Source organism: Providencia sp. PROV223 (assembly GCF_028479245.1).
GTDB classification, from domain to species: Bacteria; Pseudomonadota; Gammaproteobacteria; order Enterobacterales; family Enterobacteriaceae; genus Providencia; species Providencia rettgeri.
In genome coordinates, this window is the sequence record NZ_JAMPNG010000008.1 from 68839 (window position 1) to 87938 (window position 19100).

General features: G+C 41.4%; 15 protein-coding genes and 3 pseudogenes. 12 read left to right on the top strand and 6 right to left on the bottom strand.

Annotation, left to right across the window (positions count from 1 at the left end; genetic code table 11):
• Positions 1 to 11: 11 nt before the first annotated feature.
• Positions 12 to 194 carry a hypothetical protein gene (locus tag PR767_RS11080; protein ID WP_004915146.1) on the bottom strand — a complete coding sequence of 61 codons (183 nt, stop codon included), beginning with the start codon at positions 192 to 194 and terminating at the stop codon, positions 12 to 14.
• 253 nt (positions 195 to 447) lie between these two features.
• Between PR767_RS11080 and PR767_RS11085 the strand changes: the two genes are divergently transcribed.
• The 6 genes from PR767_RS11085 (at position 448) to arnT (ending at position 9260) form a co-directional block, all read left to right on the top strand.
• Complete coding sequence (locus tag PR767_RS11085; protein ID WP_209102635.1) at positions 448 to 1905, top strand: DUF4026 domain-containing protein; 1458 nt, start codon at positions 448 to 450, stop codon at positions 1903 to 1905.
• A gap of 173 nt (positions 1906 to 2078) precedes the next feature.
• Positions 2079 to 2534 (top strand): regulatory protein RecX, encoded by a 456-nt coding sequence (locus PR767_RS11090; RefSeq protein WP_004915141.1) that lies wholly within the window; start codon positions 2079 to 2081, stop codon positions 2532 to 2534.
• A gap of 252 nt (positions 2535 to 2786) precedes the next feature.
• The gene (gene dcuC / locus PR767_RS11095; RefSeq protein WP_004915139.1) at positions 2787 to 4145 is read left to right on the top strand and encodes an anaerobic C4-dicarboxylate transporter DcuC; all 1359 of its coding nucleotides are present in this window, start codon (positions 2787 to 2789) and stop codon (positions 4143 to 4145) included.
• A gap of 276 nt (positions 4146 to 4421) precedes the next feature.
• Entirely contained in the window at positions 4422 to 5681 is a 1260-nt protein-coding gene (locus PR767_RS11100) for an aromatic amino acid transport family protein (protein ID WP_004915136.1), read from the top strand.
• 292 nt (positions 5682 to 5973) lie between these two features.
• Positions 5974 to 7248 (top strand): bifunctional O-acetylhomoserine aminocarboxypropyltransferase/cysteine synthase, encoded by a 1275-nt coding sequence (locus tag PR767_RS11105; RefSeq protein ID WP_109912614.1) that lies wholly within the window; start codon positions 5974 to 5976, stop codon positions 7246 to 7248.
• A gap of 368 nt (positions 7249 to 7616) precedes the next feature.
• Positions 7617 to 9260 carry a lipid IV(A) 4-amino-4-deoxy-L-arabinosyltransferase gene (gene arnT / locus PR767_RS11110; protein ID WP_109912613.1) on the top strand — a complete coding sequence of 548 codons (1644 nt, stop codon included), beginning with the start codon at positions 7617 to 7619 and terminating at the stop codon, positions 9258 to 9260.
• A 65-nt stretch (positions 9261 to 9325) separates the two neighbouring features.
• Here the strand turns inward: arnT and PR767_RS11115 are convergent, their stop codons facing one another.
• From PR767_RS11115 to PR767_RS11130, 4 genes are read right to left on the bottom strand one after another with little or no spacing between them, the layout of a single operon-like run.
• Positions 9326 to 9502, bottom strand: coding sequence for a hypothetical protein (locus PR767_RS11115; RefSeq protein WP_164528335.1), 177 nt, complete (start codon positions 9500 to 9502; stop codon positions 9326 to 9328).
• Positions 9499 to 12603, bottom strand: a complete 3105-nt coding sequence (locus tag PR767_RS11120; protein ID WP_272520341.1) for a MexW/MexI family multidrug efflux RND transporter permease subunit — start codon at positions 12601 to 12603, stop codon at positions 9499 to 9501. Before PR767_RS11120 ends, PR767_RS11115 begins: the two co-directional genes overlap by 4 nt.
• A gap of 10 nt (positions 12604 to 12613) precedes the next feature.
• Positions 12614 to 13723, bottom strand: a complete 1110-nt coding sequence (locus PR767_RS11125) for an efflux RND transporter periplasmic adaptor subunit (RefSeq protein WP_272520342.1) — start codon at positions 13721 to 13723, stop codon at positions 12614 to 12616.
• 12 nt (positions 13724 to 13735) lie between these two features.
• Entirely contained in the window at positions 13736 to 14164 is a 429-nt protein-coding gene (locus tag PR767_RS11130; protein WP_109912610.1) for a DoxX family protein, read from the bottom strand.
• Between the two features lie 99 nt (positions 14165 to 14263).
• Here PR767_RS11130 and soxR point away from each other — a divergent pair, with 99 nt between their 5' ends.
• The 6 genes and pseudogenes from soxR to PR767_RS11160 form a co-directional block, all read left to right on the top strand.
• Complete coding sequence (gene soxR / locus PR767_RS11135; RefSeq protein WP_272520343.1) at positions 14264 to 14761, top strand: redox-sensitive transcriptional activator SoxR; 498 nt, start codon at positions 14264 to 14266, stop codon at positions 14759 to 14761.
• A gap of 342 nt (positions 14762 to 15103) precedes the next feature.
• Positions 15104 to 16750, top strand: coding sequence for a Na+/H+ antiporter (locus PR767_RS11140; protein ID WP_004915075.1), 1647 nt, complete (start codon positions 15104 to 15106; stop codon positions 16748 to 16750).
• Positions 16751 to 17005: 255 nt separating this feature from the next.
• Positions 17006 to 17116, top strand: a complete 111-nt coding sequence (locus PR767_RS11145; protein ID WP_148044897.1) for an ATP-binding protein — start codon at positions 17006 to 17008, stop codon at positions 17114 to 17116.
• Positions 17117 to 17128: 12 nt separating this feature from the next.
• Positions 17129 to 17359, top strand: a pseudogene (locus tag PR767_RS11150) (AAA family ATPase); the annotation flags it as partial.
• Between the two features lie 19 nt (positions 17360 to 17378).
• Positions 17379 to 17831: pseudogene (locus tag PR767_RS11155) on the top strand (fimbria/pilus outer membrane usher protein); the annotation flags it as partial.
• Positions 17832 to 17891: 60 nt separating this feature from the next.
• Positions 17892 to 18227 (top strand): annotated as a pseudogene (locus tag PR767_RS11160) (adhesin); the annotation flags it as partial.
• Between the two features lie 24 nt (positions 18228 to 18251).
• Here PR767_RS11160 and PR767_RS11165 read toward each other — a convergent pair.
• Complete coding sequence (locus PR767_RS11165; RefSeq protein ID WP_004915063.1) at positions 18252 to 19025, bottom strand: AraC family transcriptional regulator; 774 nt, start codon at positions 19023 to 19025, stop codon at positions 18252 to 18254.
• Positions 19026 to 19100 lie beyond the last annotated feature (75 nt).

Below are 19100 nucleotides of genomic sequence, written 5' to 3' on the forward strand. Positions count from 1 at the left end.
CAGGCAAAAGGCTATTTTTTAGTTTGCTGATGAAACTTAACACGCTCATGAAAATAGGCTTTCAAATGGTCTTCCATTTGGTGAATTTTTTCTTCTAAGGCGTTGACCAACACTTCATCGCTATTCATATCGAAAACGCGTTGCATTGCGAGATCATCGACATATTCTTTTTGTGCTTTGGTTAAATCAGCCATATTTGAATTACCTTTATTGAAATAGAACTTTTTGCTTCATCAATATAAAGCAAATTAAAGAAAGAGCATTATTGTGCCTCAGTCAATACCGTATGAAAAGTAGAATAACTGATTGTCGAATAATGATTATTTGTTAACTTAGTTGCAATACGAAGGATCAAATCACAATCTCAGTTTGTTAAGAATAATCACAATATTCTTAACGAATATAAGCTGATATCCTCGCCACAGTCACTTATTAATAGGTCTAAAAATGAATAATAAACAACACTACCTTGATACCGCAGCAGGTGAGGGCGAGAAAGAAGCATCAATGATGGTTGCTATTCCTGGTTCTGAGCTGACGTCTTTATTACTTGAGCAGCGTTTAGAAGAACAAACTTATTTCACCGAGGGTGAGATAGATTACATTCCAGAGGATGGCGGTTTTTTCTTTAGCTGTAAAAAAGATGAAGAAGAATTACGTTTTTATATCGCTTTAGTGGATAGCGACCCTGAATATACCATCAACCCTTATTTTGCCACTGACCCAATCAGCCCTGAGTTGTATGCAGAAGCAAGTGCAGCCCCTCAAGCGGTAATTGTTGAGTGCTTATTTCAAGGGCAACCATTAGTCAATTATCTGCAGCAGCTAAAGGTTATTCAAATCTTGGTGCCCGATCTATTACTGGGCTTGGATATTTCTGCCGCAGGGAAAGTGTTTACTCGTGAGTGGCTTAATTTCCAACTCATTGATGATTTGATGCCAAGCATTGATTCTTTGTATGTTGTTCATGCTATTTATGACCAAGAAGATAACGAAGACAAGCCGGAAGAAGAGCGTGCTCCGACTATGTATTGGTTCCACACGCACGGTTTGGCACGTTGTGGTTTGTCGGAAGCGGAAATTATTATACCGCACCCGATTGCTTCTTATTATGGTATTCCCGAACTGTTTTGGAGCTTCGTGAATAACAGCATTACTCACGGGAAAATCGTGTTTAATGAGCCCATTTTTATTGGACAAACCCAAACGGGCTATGAGTATTTAGTTGCAGTACCGTTTGAAGAAGGGCTGCTGCATGTAGGGAAATCAACCCCAATTGATGACTTAAAACCACTAGAAGAGATGAACTTCGAGTTTGGAGATGTGTCATCTGAACGTTTTATGGGGGATTGGCATGATAGAGATGAATCTCATCAACACCCATCCGCTATGCTGTTCCGTGTGACACAAGAAAACCCAGTATTAGAAAGTTTCTTTGAAGGTTTTGAAGATCAAAACGCCATGATGTTTATGCGCACCGATGAAGAAACGGCAGATATGTCGCGTAAAGCTAAATTGCGTTGGGAATATTTCACCCATATGTTAGATAACTATGGGCCAAAACAGGTCGCTCAGAAGAAAGGCTTTTTTGCCAAATTCCTTGGTAAAAACGAGGAAGCTGAAGATTCTGAATGGCGCTTTTTAGTGAAATGCGGTATTGGCTACCATGATGCGGAAGAAGATTTCGATGGTCATGAACATATGTGGTTTGAACCTGTTTCTTGGCATGGTGACCAATTTGAAGGGCGCTTAATAAACCATCCTTTTTATGTGCAAAATATGCAAGAAGGGGAAGTTTATCCATTAACACGTGATGATATTACGGACTGGACAATTTATTTCCAAGACGGCAGCTATACTCCGGATACGATATATAAACTGCTAAGTGGTACTCAAGTTCACTAACTCGTCATACTTCAAGCTGCATGGGTGTTGACTGCACTTAGCCAGCCGAATCACATACTTATGTATGCTCATCGGTCTGTCTTCGCTTGTCGCCTACATGCAACGTAGAGTACAAAGGTTTATGTTAGACTGGGCGCGCAATGCGCCCAATTTAATGATGAAAGTTTAACGCCATGAATGAATCCGAGCTTTACCAATATGCCTTATTTATGCTTTCCCGCCGTGATTACGGTAAAGCTGAGCTATTTGCCCGTATGAAACGGCGTATGTATGAAAAAAATGAAGGCATTATTGACGAGCCTTTAATTGAATTGGTGCTTGAGCGGTTAAGTGAGCAACATTTTCTTGATGATGACCGTGTTGCAGGGCTATTAATGCAAGGTTATCTGCGCAAGGGATACGGCCCATTGCGGATAAAACAAGAAATGCGGCAGAAAGGTTTTCCTGAAACGATTGTGGAAAAGCATTTTGCTACTTTAGATGTAGATTGGTTTGAAAAGGCTGCATGGGTGCGCAGTAAGAAGTTTGGGGATAGTATTCCTAAAGATTTTAAAGAAAAAAGTAAGCAAATTCGTTATCTGCAATATCGCGGTTTTTTTGGTGATATGATTTATGAGTTATTTAGTTAATCAATTTTCCTCTTTAATGTGAAAAACATTGCATAGCTAAACAAAGCTGATTTTCCTATTCTTTATTAATATTTGGGGCTATCAGCTGTAAACGGGTAGCTAAAATAGATTTTTTATTTATTTCTCTTGTGTTTTAACGCATTTCTATATTAAAAATCATCTGCTGACATGATCATTGTCAGTGAATTTTGCTTAATAATTAGGCAGAGTAATTTTTTTATAATTACAAAATAAGACAGGCAGGAGAAATAAATGATTGAGCTCTTAATCGGCGTTATTGTCGCCATTGGAGTTGGGCGTTATATCATAAAAGGATATTCCGCAACGGGAGTGTTAATGACCGGGGGTATTTTACTTCTGATCATTACCGCTATTATGGGAAAAAGTATTTTACCAGGTTCTGTTCCGACGACGGGGTGGCGTGTAACAGATATTTTGGAATACATAAAATTCCTATTAATGAGCCGTGGTGGCGACCTTGGGATGATGATCATGGTGCTATGTGGGTTTGCATCTTATATGACTCATATTGGGGCGAATGATGTCGTAGTGAAAATCGCATCTAAGCCATTAAAAATGATCAACTCACCTTATTTGTTGATGGTTGCTGCTTATATTGTGGCATGTTTGATGTCGCTAGCCGTTTCCTCTGCAACTGGCCTCGGAGTATTACTGATGGCGACGCTATTCCCTGTCATGGTGAATGTCGGGATCAGTCGTGGTGCAGCAGCGGCAATCTGTGCATCGCCAGCGGCAATTATTTTAGCGCCAACGTCTGGTGATGTTATTTTAGCGGCAAAAGCAGCCGAAATGCCATTAATCGACTTTGCATTTAAAACGACCTTACCGATTTCTATCGCGGCAATTGTGGCAATGTCAATCGCCCACTTTTTCTGGCAGCGTTATCTCGACAGAAAAGAAAATGTCACAACTGAAATGTTAGATGTTAATGAAATTAAAACTCATGCACCTGCTTTCTACGCTATTTTACCTTTCACACCGATTATTGGTGTTTTAGTGTTTGATGGCAAATGGGCGCCTGAATTGCATATTGTTACTATTATTGTTGGCTGTATTATTTTGGCAGCAGTCATTGAATTCATTCGCAGTTTCAGCGCTAAACACGTCTATAGTGGCTTAGAAGTTTGTTATAAAGGCATGGCAGAAGCATTTGCAACGGTCGTGATGTTATTAGTGGCAGCAGGGGTGTTTGCACAAGGTTTAAGCACCATTGGCTTTATTAAAGGGCTAATTGACCTTGCTCAATCATTCGGTTCTGGTGCCATAGTGATGATGATCGCACTGGTGGTGATCACGATGTTAGCCGCGATGACAACGGGTTCGGGTAATGCACCATTCTATGCATTCGTTGAGCTAATTCCTCACTTAGCAAAACAAATGGGGGTCAATCCGGCTTACTTAGTGATCCCAATGCTGCAAGCCTCTAACTTAGGTCGGACTTTATCGCCTGTATCAGGGGTTGTCGTGGCCGTGTCTGGTATGGCTAAAATCTCTCCGTTCGAAGTGGTGAAAAGAACGTCAATCCCAGTATTAGTTGGATTGGTTGTGGTCGTGATTGCGACAGAAATATTAGTGCCTGTCTATCTGTAAAACTTCAATTTCTCAGATAAAAAAAGGGCTGAATGAATCATTCAGCCCTTTCTCGAATTAAAAATTAAATACTTTATATCTAAAATTTACTCTTTTAATTAATTGCGAAATTATTTATTTACAGAATAATTACGTGGTATTTGTTTTTTTTACGTTATTAACGAGATCTACACCAAAAAGTTGAAAAAAATAGCGTAATTAAATTAGGTACTGCTGCTCATTTAATGCAAAATCTGCACATCTTATTTTAATAACGTTAATGATGAAGAACACAAGATGAGCACAATTGAAAAAGCAGTAGTCGCAGTAGATAAACCTGCCAGTAAGTGGACCTATAAGGATTTTACTTGGGTACTTTCTTTATTTGGAACCGCTGTTGGCGCAGGTGTTCTATTCCTGCCAATTAAAGCCGGTGCCGGGGGGTTTTGGCCATTAGTCGTATTGGCAATAATTGCCACTCCAATGATTTGGCTGGCCCATAAAGGGTTAGCTCGCTTTGTTTTATCTTCAAAAAATCCAAATGCGGATATTACCGACACGGTCGAAGAGCATTTTGGTAAAATAGGCGCAAATATTATTACCTTTGCCTATTTTTTTGCTATTTACCCTATCGTATTGATTTACGGTGTGGGTATTACAAATACGGTTGATTCGTTTCTTGTCAATCAACTAGGGATAGATCCACTACCACGATGGTTATTGTCTGGCGTGCTGATTGCTGCAATGACTGCTGGGGTGGTATTTGGTCGTGACCTGATGTTAAAGCTCACGTCTCTAATGGTTTACCCTTTGGTCTTCATTTTATTAGCTTTATCATTGTATTTAATTCCTGAATGGAATATGTCAATGCTAGAGGTGGCACCAGACTGGAGTTCAATGCCAGTGGTTGTTTGGATGGCGATCCCCCTTATCGTATTTTCATTTAACCATAGCCCAATCATCAGCCAATTCACCAAAGACCAGCGCCAACAATTCGGCAATAATGCTATTGTGAAAACAGATATGATCACTGGCGGGGCCGCATTAATGCTGACTGGCTTTGTGATGTTTTTTGTTTTCTCTGTGGTGCTATCATTAAGCCCAGCTGAACTTGCTGTTGCGAAAGAACAAAATATCAGTGTGTTATCACATATCGCAAATATCAATCCATCGCCAATCTTGTCCTACTTAGGGCCGATTGTTGCCTTTGCTGCGATTGTATCGAGTTACTTTGGCCACTTCTTAGGGGCTCACGAAGGTTTAGTTGGGTTAATCAAGTCTCGTTCTTCTTTTTCTGTAAAGAAAATTGAAATGGCATCCATGCTGTTTATTGTGATTACAACGTGGATTGTGACTATTCGTAACCCAAGTATTTTAGGCATGATTGAAACGATGGGGGCACCAATGATTGCCGCTATTCTGTTTATTCTGCCTGTTGTGTCGATGAATATTGTTCCTGCGATGAAGAAATTTAGCACGTCAAAACCTGCACAAGTTTTCACCTTTATTTGTGGGTTAGCATCTATTACTTCTGTTATTTATGGCGCTTTCTTGTAGTTATAAATAAAGTTATATAAGAAACAAAGCCATGACCTGTATGGGTTGTGGCTTTTTTTATATCAATACGAAATAGGTTATAAGGATAGACATTGATATAACTAATTTTTAAGCTGAAGGGGTGATAATCACCATTGTCATATCTATCTATGTGAAATAATTTCAAGTTCAATTAGTTGCTCGATATGACGTCTTAGGTAATATCTAGAGTTATCACAGCATCATAACAACATAATTATGAACCTCCTCTGGCAATTGCATTTTTTCCAGTGTGTCGTAACAAGGATAACGAATGAAATTAGAAACATTATCGATTCACGCGGGTTACTCTCCTGATCCTACAACCAAGTCTGTTGCCGTACCGATTTACCAAACGACTTCTTATGCTTTTGATGACACTCAGCACGGTGCTGATCTCTTCGATTTAAAAGTCGCGGGTAACATTTACACGCGAATTATGAACCCAACGAATGATGTTCTAGAGCAGCGTGTTGCTGCCCTTGAAGGCGGTGTGGCAGGGTTGGCTGTTGCTTCTGGAATGGCGGCAATTACTTATGCGATTCAAACAGTCGCACAAGCTGGGGACAACATTGTTTCCGTGGCAAAATTATATGGCGGAACATACAATTTACTTGCCCACGCTTTGCCACGCTTAGGAATTGAAACCCGTTTTGCAGAGCACGATGATTTAGCAGCGCTTGAAGCGCTTATTGATAACAAGACTCGAGCCGTATTCTGTGAGTCAATTTCAAACCCAGCGGGTTTTATTGTGGATATTGCTGCACTCGCTGAAGTTGCACATCGCCATGGTGTGCCTTTGATTGTCGATAATACCGTAGCGACCCCATATTTATGTCGCCCATTTGAACATGGGGCGGATATCGTGGTTCATTCATTGACTAAGTATATTGGCGGCCATGGTACATCACTGGGTGGAATGGTTATTGATTCAGGTAAATTCCCATGGGCAGAGTATCCAGACCGTTTTTCATTATTGATAGAGCCTGACGTGGCTTATCATGGTGTAAGCTATACTGAACATTTTGGCGCCGCTGCCTTTATTGCGCGTTGCCGTGTTGCCCCACTGCGCGGAACGGGTGCTGCATTGTCACCATTTAATGCGTTTTTAATTCTACAAGGGTTAGAAACTCTCGCGTTAAGAATGGATAGACATACTGAAAATGCACTAAAAGTTGCGAATTACCTCGAAAATCACCCTCAAGTGGAATGGGTGAAATATGCAGGGCTACCGAGCAACCCTGAACATCATTTAGCACAGAAATATATGAACGGTAAACCTGCCAGTATTATGTCGTTTGGTATTAAAGGTGGCCAAGAAGCAGGAGCTCGCTTTATTGATGCCTTGAAACTGATTGTGCGGTTGGTGAATATTGGTGATGCTAAATCACTAGCTTGCCACCCTGCATCAACGACGCATCGCCAGCTCAATGACGCAGAATTAGCACGAGCCGGGGTTTCCAGAGATATGATTCGTTTATCAATTGGCATAGAACATATCGATGATATTTTAGCCGACCTTGAACAAGCGTTATCTGCGGCCAAATAGCTTTACTTGGTATGAATAATAACCGGTTATGGTGAATACCCTGACCGGTTTTTGTTTATAAACTGCCGTACACTTTTTTGTATTAATGACTAATATTAAGAACGAATTAAATTTTCACCTTATTTTTAAATACTGAACTATTCTTTAAACACTCAGTCTTATTATTTGATTCTTATCTCTTTTTGTATATGAATTGTAGTATTCATTTATTGATTGTTTATATACAGTGACCTTTCTACCAACTAACGTTCGATTTGTTTAAATGAGGTTTAATTGCCATAACGATAATAGCTAAATAAAAAGAAAGTGTTTTTCAAATGAACTAAATAAAATTATTAAATATTAATAACAAGAATGGTTGAGATGAGATGATTATGGCAAACAATAAAGTTGCCTACCTTAAATGGTGCCTGTTATTCGGTTTTGTCCTAGTAACCTATTTTTTACCATTAAACGGTAGGTTATTGTGGCAACCGGATGAGCTGCGGTATGCAGAAATTAGTCGGGAATTAATTATTAGTTATAACTGGAGCGTTCCTGAACTTTTAGATATTCGTTATTTTGAGAAGCCTATTTTTGGTTATTGGGTAGGGGCTATTTTCCAAATGTTATTTGGTGAAAATAACATTTCTGTTCGCCTTGGCGTAGTATTTAGTACATTAGTCAGTGGGCTATTTGTGTATCTCAGTGCCAAAATGGCTTGGAAAAACTCACGTCTCGCTTTCAACGCGGTGTTTATTTATCTTTCAATGTTGATGGTCTTTACCATCGGCACCTACAATATTCTTGACCCCATCGTGACAGCATTTATCACTATGGTGATTTTCTTTTTTCAATGGGGGTTAACGACAAAATACTTCTCTCATAAATTATTCGCCTTCATGATGATGGGGGTAGCCTGTGGGTTAGGCGTATTAACAAAAGGCTTTCTTGTTTTAGTGCTGCCTTTACTGGTGTGTTCAGTAACTGCCATCTACTTTAAGCAATTCAAAGAAGTGTTTGTTTTCTCTTTTGTTTCGCTATTTACTGCTTTTGTCGTGTGCTTACCTTGGGCTTTTGTGATTGCCAGCCGTGAGCCTGATTTCTGGAACTATTTCTTCTGGGTTGAGCATATTCAACGTTTTATGGCGAATAATGCACAAAATAAGTCCCCATTTTGGTTTTATATCCCTATTTTACTCGCTGCGGTATTACCTTGGCTGGGGTACCTTTTTGGCGCACTACGCCACGCATGGCAGCAAAAAGGGTTACATATTTATTTTCTGATGTGGTTTATTGCGCCATTTGTGTTTTTCAGTATCACTAAAGGAAAATTACTGACCTACATTTTGCCTTGTATTGCACCTATTGCCATTCTTATGGCGGCCTACATTGAAAAAATTCTCACTGAGAGAAAAACACTGCCTATTCGCTTGAATGCATTGATTAACACACTAATTGGTGGCGCTATTGCTGGGGGAATTATTGTTTCTGCTTATTACCCTAAACTGAATGTGTTTCAGGCCGATGAAAGTGAAAAATTATGGTTAGCTGCGGGAGCCTTTATTTTTTGGTTATTGGTTGCCTTGGTCTCTTTCAAGCAACGGTTTTGGTATTTAGCCGCAGTGTGTACGGTGGCAATTAGCTTAACGGTAGGGCATGTGATCCCATCTCGTATTGCCAGTAATAATACTCCGCAAGAGGTGATTGCGAAATATCATCACCAATTAGCTGATAAATCTGTATTGTTAACCAATAATGTAGGGCTCGGTACCGCATTGGCATGGGTACTTAAACGTAGTGATATTACAATGCTTCACCAAACTGGGGAATTAGGCTACGGGCTCAAATACCCAGATGCCGCTAATCGGTTTTATAGCTTAAAACAGCTACCTGACTTATTAAAAAACTACCATTATAAAGATGTGGCGGTGGTCGTAGAAAGTTCTCAGCGTGAATTATTGGATGCATTACCCGGCAATCCAATTATTATTCGGGAAGGTAATCTTGTTTTAGCTTTTTACGAAGGCTAATAGAGTACTTTGTCATGTTGTTTGATAATAGCCGCCAAACCTAAATGGTTTGGCGGCTATTTACATTAGCGGGTAGGCTTACCTAAGGTATTCGGGTACGAGGTGGCATGGTTTTTTTCCGGACCTGCGGGGAGACCATGATAAATTAATAGCATTGCCATGCTATTGCTCATCGTATTCACTTCCACTTCGTTGACTGTACGGTTGTTACGTTGATGACGGCTAGCTAACGTATTTCTCATTGGGACGTCTCCTCAGTTTCTTTGATTAGGCGATTCGCTTCGGCAAGCTCATAGCGCCTTGGGGTTAGTGCGGTTGCACTGTGATTACGGGCTAGTAAGGTATAAATGGTCGGTAAAACAAACAGGGTAAACAATGTGCCAACTAACATACCGGTGACTATCACTAAGCCTAAGCCAAAGCGACTATTCGCTCCTGCTCCAGTGGCGAATAGCAGCGGAACTAAACCAATCACCATTGCCGCAGTTGTCATTAATATTGGGCGTAAACGAATTTGTGCTGCTTTGAGAATGGCATGTCGTCTATCTAGTCCTTCATTGGCTTGTAATTCATTGGCAAACTCAACCATCAATATTCCGTGTTTACTGATTAAGCCAATTAATGTGACTAAGCCGATTTGGGTGTAAATATTTAATGTCGCATAGCCAAATGCCAATGGAATTAACGCACCACAAATTGAAAGAGGAACAGTAATCAAGATAATCAATGGGTCGACTAAACTTTCATATTGTGCCGCTAAGACTAAGTAAATAATGATGAGCGCCGCCATAAAGGCAAAGGCGAGGGTGTTACCTTCTTGTTTATATTGGCGCGAATCGGATTGCCAGTCATGGCTAAAACCGGCGGGTAGTTCATTGGCAATATCATCTAAATAGGCAACGGCTTGGCCTAACGTGACACCCGGGGCGGGTATTGCTTGGAAAATTGCCGCATTCTGCTGATTAAATTGCGTGAGTTTATTCGGCTCAACTTGGGTATTGATATCGACCACCGTTGACAGTGGGATCAGAGTTCCCGCTTCTGATTTCACATAATGGCGTGAAAGGGCTTCTGGTGTTAAGCGTTGGCTACGAATACTTTGAGGGATCACATCATAGGAGCGGCCATCCATCCCAAAGCGGTTAATATAGTTTTCACCCACTAATAAGGTCAGTGATTCGCCGATATCTTGCATGCGAATGCCTAAGCTATTCGCTTTTGAACGGTTAATACGGACTTCTACCACTGGGTTGTTGTAGTCAAGGTCACTATCTACCACCATAAATAGGCCGCTTTCACGAGCTTGTTGCTTGAGCTCTTCCATGGTTTTGTAGAGTACCGAATAATCCTGCGGGCTTCTGAGAACCATTTGGATTGGTAAGCCACCCGTTGAACCTGGTAAAGCGGGTAATTGGAAAACGAAAATACTGTTCCCCTCGACATCACCCACGCGTCCTTGTAAGTCCCCTTGGATCTCAGATGCAGCGCGATCACGCTGTTCCCATGACGTCAAGTTGGTTCCCCCAAAGCTGGCGGAAGGGCCATCAGTCCCGTTAATAATCCAAGTACTTTCCGTTTCCGGTAATTCCATGAAAACATCATGTAACTTACGCGAAAAGCGTTCTACATACTCGAGGTTAGCGTGTTGAGGAGATTTGATTGCCGTTAATACGCTGGATTGGTCTTCCACCGGAGCTAATTCACGAGGGGCAGATTGATAAAGCAGTGGTAAGCTAATGAAGACACCAATGGCAATAACACCTGTTAACCAACGGTTTTTCAAAGAGAAATTCAATACAATGGTATAGTAATGGGCTAAGGTAGAAAAGAAGGTTTCTGCTATACGCGCCATACGCCCTTCATTCTGTTTTGAGTTCAACATAAAAGAGCTCATCACAGGGGAAAGGGTTAATGCCACAATACCGGAAACAATAACTGCACCGGCCAAGGTGAGTGCGAACTCTTTAAATAAAGCTCCTGTTAAACCTGACATTAGCCCGATTGGCGCATAGACTGCAGCCAAGGTGATTGTCATTGCGATAACGGGTCCTGCTACTTCACGAGCTCCAATTAAAGCCGCTAAAACCGGTGATTTCCCTTCTTCAATATGGCGATGGACGTTTTCGACGACCACGATAGCATCATCGACAACCAGACCAATCGCTAATACCATGGCGAGTAATGTCAGTAAGTTAATACTAAACCCAAATGCCATCATCAGTGCGGCTGCACCTAACATTGATAGCGGAATAGCTAAAATTGGGATGATTACGCTGCGAATTGAACCTAAACACAGGTAAATAACAACGATAACAATCAATAGTGCTTCAATTAATGTGCTAATAACTTGGTCAATAGACGCTTTAATAAAGCGCGAAGTTTCAAATGCCATTTCCACTTTGACACCGGGCGGCAATGTTTTGGTGATGTCAGGCATCAATTGATTCATACCGTCAACGATTACCAGTGGGTTACCGGTTGGTGTGGCAAACAAACCAAGGTAAATCGCAGGCTCACCATTCATTAAACCACTGGTTTCTGTGGAAGCGGCTCCTAGCTCAATGGTTCCCACATCTTTTAAACGTACTAATCCATTGCCGTCGTTGCGGATCACTAAATCACGAAACTCATCGACATTAGTGAGGTCGGTATTAACATAAACATTAGAAATAACGAACTCGCCTTTGACTTTACCGGGAGCCGCCTGGTAGTTGTTTTGGCGAACCGCTTGCGCAACATCGGCAGCGGTTAGACCTCGGCCGGCTAATTTATCGGCATCAAGCCATAAACGCATCGCCAACTGTTGCCCACCAAAAACTTGAACTTTGGCGACACCATCAATTGAGGAGTACATTGGCTCAATGACGCGAGAGATATAATCTGTTAGGGCTGGAATGGATAGATTGGTACTGGAAAAACCGATATAAGCAACCGCAGTGGATTCCCCAGAGGAAAGCTCAATCACAGGGTCATAAGCTTCTTTCGGTAATTTATAACGAACTTGGTTCACCTTCGCCATTACTTGCGCAAGGGCTTGAGTGGAGTCTCGGTTAAGTTCCATTCGTACGGTGACAAGGCTGCTACCTTGTACTGATGATGAAGAAAGGTAATCAACCCCTTCCACCGAAGAGACAGCTTGTGCAATAGGTTGTGTCACAAAGCCTTGCATCAATTTTGCAGATGCACCCGGGTATTGAGTCGTAATGGTGATCGTCGAGCTTTCAAGTTGTGGATATTGGCGAATAGGCAGTTTACTCAGCGCAAATAAACCAATTAACACAATCAAAGCACTGACCACGAGAGCCAGAACAGGTCGGCGAACAAAAATATCAGTAAATTTCATTACGCCTTCCTTATGAACCTTGAGCTGTGTTAGCGACAGGTTCAGACAATGTATCTTGGGCAACAGGGGTGACCGCAGAGCCGTCGTTTAAGCGTAATTGCCCAGACGTGACGACTTTATCGTTAGCACTTAAGCCGTGTTCTATTTCAATTTTGCCATCCCAACGTTGTCCCGTTTTTACGGACACTCGCTTAACGGTCATCGCATCGCCTTCACCTTGCGTAATAAACACAGTATCGCCATAGGCGGTATAAGTGACTGCGGTTTCTGGGATCGTAATGACTTCATTACTGGCTTGGCGTACCACATTCACGTTGGCGTACATTCCTGCTTTTAGGGTGCCATCACTATTTTCCAGTGTGGCTTGCAGGGCGATAGTGCGTGATTTTCCAATGAGTGGGTCAATGGCAGTAATACGGGCTGGAAATGTTTTATTGGGATAAGCATCAACTGTAATATCAACAATTTGGCCTTGATGCAGTTCCGGTGAGGCTTGTTCATCTAAAGAGAAATTGAGCTTTAAGGTTTGGGTATCCACCAAGCTGGCAATGGCTTCGCCGGGGTTTAAATATTGTCCTTCATGGACTTGGCGAATACCTATCGTTCCGTCGAATGGCGCTCGGATCGTTTTTTGTGCAATTAACGCTTGGGTTTGACGGATTAGGCCTTGGGCAATATCACGTTCAGCACGTGTGCTATCCACTTGAGCCTCTGCCACTAAATGTTGCGAAGATAATGAACGGGTTCTTTCGTATAAGCGAGCCGCATTGCGCAACTGTGCTTGGTAACGTGATAAATCCGCTTGTTCAACGGCATCATTGAGCTGCACTAATAATTGGCCTTTTTTGACTTGTTGGCCAGATTCAAATGCAATTTTCGTAATACGGCCATTGGTTTCTGCCGCGACTAACACTTGGCTGCCAGCTTCTAACTCACCCACACCGTAAAAGGTACGAGGCGCAGTATCTAAGCTAACAGGAGCCAATGCCACTTTTACTGGTGGATATTGGTAAGCTGCTTGTTCGTTTTCCTCGTTTTGGGCATAGGTCGAATAAATCGCGCTACCCGCCCCAACAGCGATTAAAACGGAACAAAGTGTCATTATTGTTTTTTTATTCATTAAATTTTCCTTCTATTTCTGCGCTTTTAACGCGAAATAAAGACCTCGAAAATGCCCTGCAATGGCGATAGCAATTAAGCCCCCAATAACAGCGATATGCTCAATTGCCCAAAACATTGCAATTTGAGCTTGTTCCCCCGTGTAGCTCCAAAAGGTGTGGACAACCACAATTGTGAGGAACAAAAACACGGCTAGCGCGCCAGTTCCAAGCCATAAAAGACGGTTAAATAGCACAAGAACTGAGCCAATTAACATGACAGCAGCAGAAGCAATGTTGAAAAACCAATCTGGGTGAAGACCCGCGGCACGCATTTCGGCCAGACTATTTTCATAATCAAAAACTTTGGCTAAACCAGATGAAATAAATAAAACCAAGATGAGTAAGCGAGCAATAATCCATAAGCTATTGCTTTCTAACATTTTGGTAATCACCGATGGCATAAACCTATCCCCTTTTAAAAAGTAACCTCAATTGACAAACTAGCAGGGTGGCACTATAAAACCTTAAGTTAAGTTGAGGTCAAGCAAAGGTGAGATAAAATGGCGGACAAAGACACAAAAACGATAAAACCTCAGAAAAGCGAGGGGAAAAAAATTGATTTTACACGGGCACTAACGGTGGGCGAAGTGGCAAAACGCTCGGGAGTACCTGTTTCTACAGTCCATTTTTATGAATCAAAGGGACTCATTCAAAGTACTCGAACTCAAGGGAATCAGCGACGATTTCACTCTGTTGTACTGCGTTATATTGCCATTATTAAAGTCGCACAAAGTACAGGGATCCCATTACATGAAATTCAAGAGGCATTAGGACGTTTCCCTGCAAATAGTGCGCTAACTTCAGAACAATGGAAGGAGATGTCGACACAATGGCGTAAATCTTTAGATAAGCGTATTCGGCAATTGACGCGTTTACGTAATGAATTGGATAATTGTATTGGGTGTGGTTGTTTATCACTGAGTGATTGCCCACTGCGTAACCCTGATGATGTCCTTGGTCGGAAAGGTCCTGGTGCCCGTATTTTAGAACGTCCATAAGCTCTTTTATTAAAACCCGCACTTTTCATTATTTGGATGGCCACTGTTTAACGTGGCTATTTATCTAGATATATCATTAAGTAATGATGGTTTAATTCTATTTTTAACGGTAAGGCATAACTTATTGTTGAGATGGAGTTTTAATCGTTATTTACCAAATTGATAAATAAATTTTTTATTGACAACTCAAGTAGATAGTATTTTTGTAACTTAATGATAGATAGGCTATTTCTTAAATTTATTGTTTTTGTATCAGATGATTAATTGCCACTTTACATTGATTCAATTTATCTATTTACTGCATAACTGGTATTTAATGATTAGCTAAACATGGAGCAATCAATGTCAGTAGTGACACTTGTACTCGTTTTTTTATTAGCCGTTGTTGTGAGCGTTTTTGTTTCACGACTGCTCAAAGATATTATTCCATTACCCCTAATACAGATAGCACTGGGGGCTGGCTTGTCTTTATACGGTTTTACGGTTGAATTTGAACCTCATTTATTTCTGTTTTTATTTATTCCACCTTTATTGTTTCTTGATGGCTGGCGTATTCCTAAAGAAGCCTTATTTCAAGAAATTAAACCAATCATGTCGTTAGCCATAGGTTTAGTGGTGGTTACGGTTATTGGTATGGGGTTCTTTATACATTGGTTAATTCCGGCCATTTCTTTAGCTGTTGCTTTTGCCTTGGCTGCTATTTTGTCGCCAACAGACCCTGTTTCGGTGTCTGCAATGACCGTCAATTCCCCATTACCATCGCGAATGGCGCATATTCTAGAAGGGGAGTCATTGCTGAATGATGCAACGGGTCTGGTGTGTTTCAGTTTTGCGGTGGTCGCTGCGCTAACAGGCACATTTTCCCTTGCTTCAGCGGCGGGGCAGTTTGTATTAGTGGCTTTTGGCGGAATTTTAATTGGTTTGCTGGTGGCTTGGGCAATTGGCTGGTTAAACCAATTGCTAGTTAAGCGCACTGGGGAAGAACCTGCTATTCAAATTATGATCAGTTTATTGATGCCATTTACGGCTTACTTATTAGCTGAACATTTACATGTTTCCGGTATTTTAGCCGCAGTGGTTGCCGGTATTGCCATGCACTATGAAAAAATTGCAGGGCGTATGCAAGCAGCAACACGTATGCAAAGTAAAGCGGTGTGGGATACTGTACAAACTGCGTTGAACGGGATGATTTTCATCTTGTTAGGCGAGCAGTTACCCGGTATGTGGACAAATATGCCTGCTGTAGCAGAGGCCGCGGGTGCAAGCCATCCTTGGATGCTATTTGTTTATGTGGCAATCATTACTGTGGCCTTGGCGGTTTTACGGTTTAGCTGGGTGTGGATCTCGATGACTCTAACGGTCTTCCATAAACGCCGTCGTGGTAAAGAAGCCGATGTTATGCATATTCGTATGATGGCAGTGATGGCGACAGCGGGAGTGCGTGGAGCGATTACGTTAGCGGGTATTTTAACATTACCTTTATTGATGCCAGATGGTTCATTATTTCCGAATCGTGACGTGGCTATTTTCTTAGCAATGGGGGTGATTTTATGTTCATTACTGATTGCCAGTATTGCACTGCCTATTTTAACTAAAGGACTGGTACAAGACTTACCTTATGATAATGACGAAATTCGAGCGCGTTTAGCCTTAAATGAAGCCGCAATGGCACATTTACGTGAATTGATGAACCACCCATCGGATGATATGGATGAAATTGCCATGCGTACTGAGGTTGGGGCACAATTGTTAGAAATTTATGGTAGACGACTCGATAACTCAGATGAAACTGAGTCAGATGTGTATGATTTACATAAGATGATTGATATGGAACGCGAGATGTCCAAGTCAGCATTAAAAGCAAAACGGGACGCGTTATATCAAATGCGTAAAAGTAAAAATATCAATGAAAGGGTGTATCACCGTTTACGTGATGAACTTGATTTAAAAGAAGAAACACTTAATCATCATAAAAATGGTAAACATTAATTAGTGAAATAAAAGGCCTGAATTTTATTCAGGCCTTTTATTTATGCCCATAATTCAACTAAGTTTGACAATTTGTATTGACCACTGATAGGTTGGTTATAATTCCATTTGGGAAATTTATATGTCACAGGGTGTCGTTAGCTTAAACATTATTATTACCATCACTTAGTGGTGGGGATATGCGACATCCTAAACCCGCCAGATAAGGCGGGTTTTTTGTTCTTATCTGGTTAACACTTCAGTAAGGAACGATTTATGACTTTAGTAGAAGCATCATCATTATTAGAAAATCAACCTCGTTTGCATTTTCTTTGTGGGAAAATCGCTTCAGGGAAATCGATATTAGCGAAACGACTGGCTAACTAGCCTCGGACTATTTTGCTTTGTGAAGATGAGTGGCTTGCTGCACTTTATCCTAATGAACTTACTGAATTAGTTTACTATATTGAGAAAAGTGCTTTAGTGAAGCAAGTATTAGAAGGTCATATCAAGCAATTGATACAGGCGGGAAATAATATTGTGATGGATTTTCCTGCTAATACACCATTGCAACGGCAATGGTTAAGATCATTGGCACAGTCATCTGATGTACCTTATGTATTTCATGTTTTGCAAGTAAGCAATTTGGGGAGCTTGGCGCTTACGAGGGGATTACAGTACATCTTATCAGAAGCAACGGGGGATTCCCCTCAAGAGAAACACAACTTTGATTTTACTCGTCTTTATGCATTTACTTCATTGAAAGATAGCGCTTCAATTTTTACCGTGGGAGAAAATTATCTTTATTCGGATATTTTTGAATCTTGGCAATATACTGGTTTTTCTTTAGAAAGTGATGACCGCATGCTACCGCCTAAATTAGCGGGGGTATGCACCTGAAATTATTGGTATGGCAAACACTAATGCAATTGTGATTGTTCGCAGTCAAGAATGTATTATTTCTGAAACAGCCGTTCCTCCAGAGCCATTTCGCATTCAAACACTCGATAGCGGCATCCGTGGTGTATTGGATGTGACGGTACGCGAAGAAAATGGCGAAGAGAGTAAATTTAGTATTAGTACCGCCTCGTTACCTCAGTTAAATGTAAAAGCGATGTGTTCCACGCAAACGAGCTCTGGATAGGCTAGCACGGTCAATTTACGGCATGGCCAATTAAGTCGTATTCATTATGATAGCTTGGTGAGTGAAAGCATCAGGTATACATGCAAATTTGCAACCTTAACGAAGGTAAGATTGCGGTTAGACTATGCCACCGATAGCGACCCGCAAAAGCGGTTGCCGATGAAAGATGCTTCAAATAAAACGATTTACAGTCAGTTAGAAATTGTGGATGAGCAAACTGGGGCGGCAGGCACAGACATTCGTGTGGGAATTCAGTCAGAGCGTACGATTCAGATACGTAGTCGTATTCAAGGAGCTAATGCAGACGCAGGAAGCTATCAAGGGTCTGCATGGTTAATCGCCACATTTGACTAAATTGGGTTTTTGAATGGTTAGATATCATCCACCAATTTTCTGAATAAAACTGGATGGGCTTTGGCCTAACCATTTTTTAAACATGGTCGAAAAAGACCCAACACTGCTGTAGCCTAAATCGAATGCAACCTCGGTAATGGATTTACCCGCAGAAATGTGGGTAATTGCACTTAATAAGCAAGCTTGTTGCCGCCAGTCAGAGAAAGAGAGCCCTGTTTGAGCGCCAAAAAAACGGCTAAATGAACGCTCACTTTTATGTAATTTAGCGGCCCATTCCTGTGGTAATGAGGTGATTTGTGGGGCTTTTAGGAATTCCCTGCACAACTGGGCTAAATGTTCATCTCGTGGGATGGGGGCGTAGAAAGGCAGGGGCTCTGCTTGTGCAATTTCATGCAAAATCAACTGGTACATAACCCCATCACGGCCATTTAAATCATATTCAATCGGGGTATCAACGGCTTCGAGCAGTAACTGACGTAGTAAAGGTGAAACTCTGAGCACTTCGCACTTATTTCCTCTACGTGGAGCCGCTTTGGGCTCAATGTATAAACTACGTGTACTGACATTCAACATGCGGGTTTCATGAGGGGTATTACAGGGGATCCAAACCCCGCTATCAGGCGGGATGACCCATTCACCATCTGCAGTACTGACTTCAATCAATCCTGTTGCGCCATATAAAAACTGGGCACGGCGGTGGACGTGAGAATCGAGTAACACGTTTGGTAGGTAATCAGTACCGATAGCTAACACATCACGTGGAGTGGCATCGACAGTTTTTAGAGGAATATTTCGCATAGGAATTTATCTTGGCTGAGATTCAAAAATTATTATCTATCTTCTGAATATAGGCAATTTTTATTGACATAACCA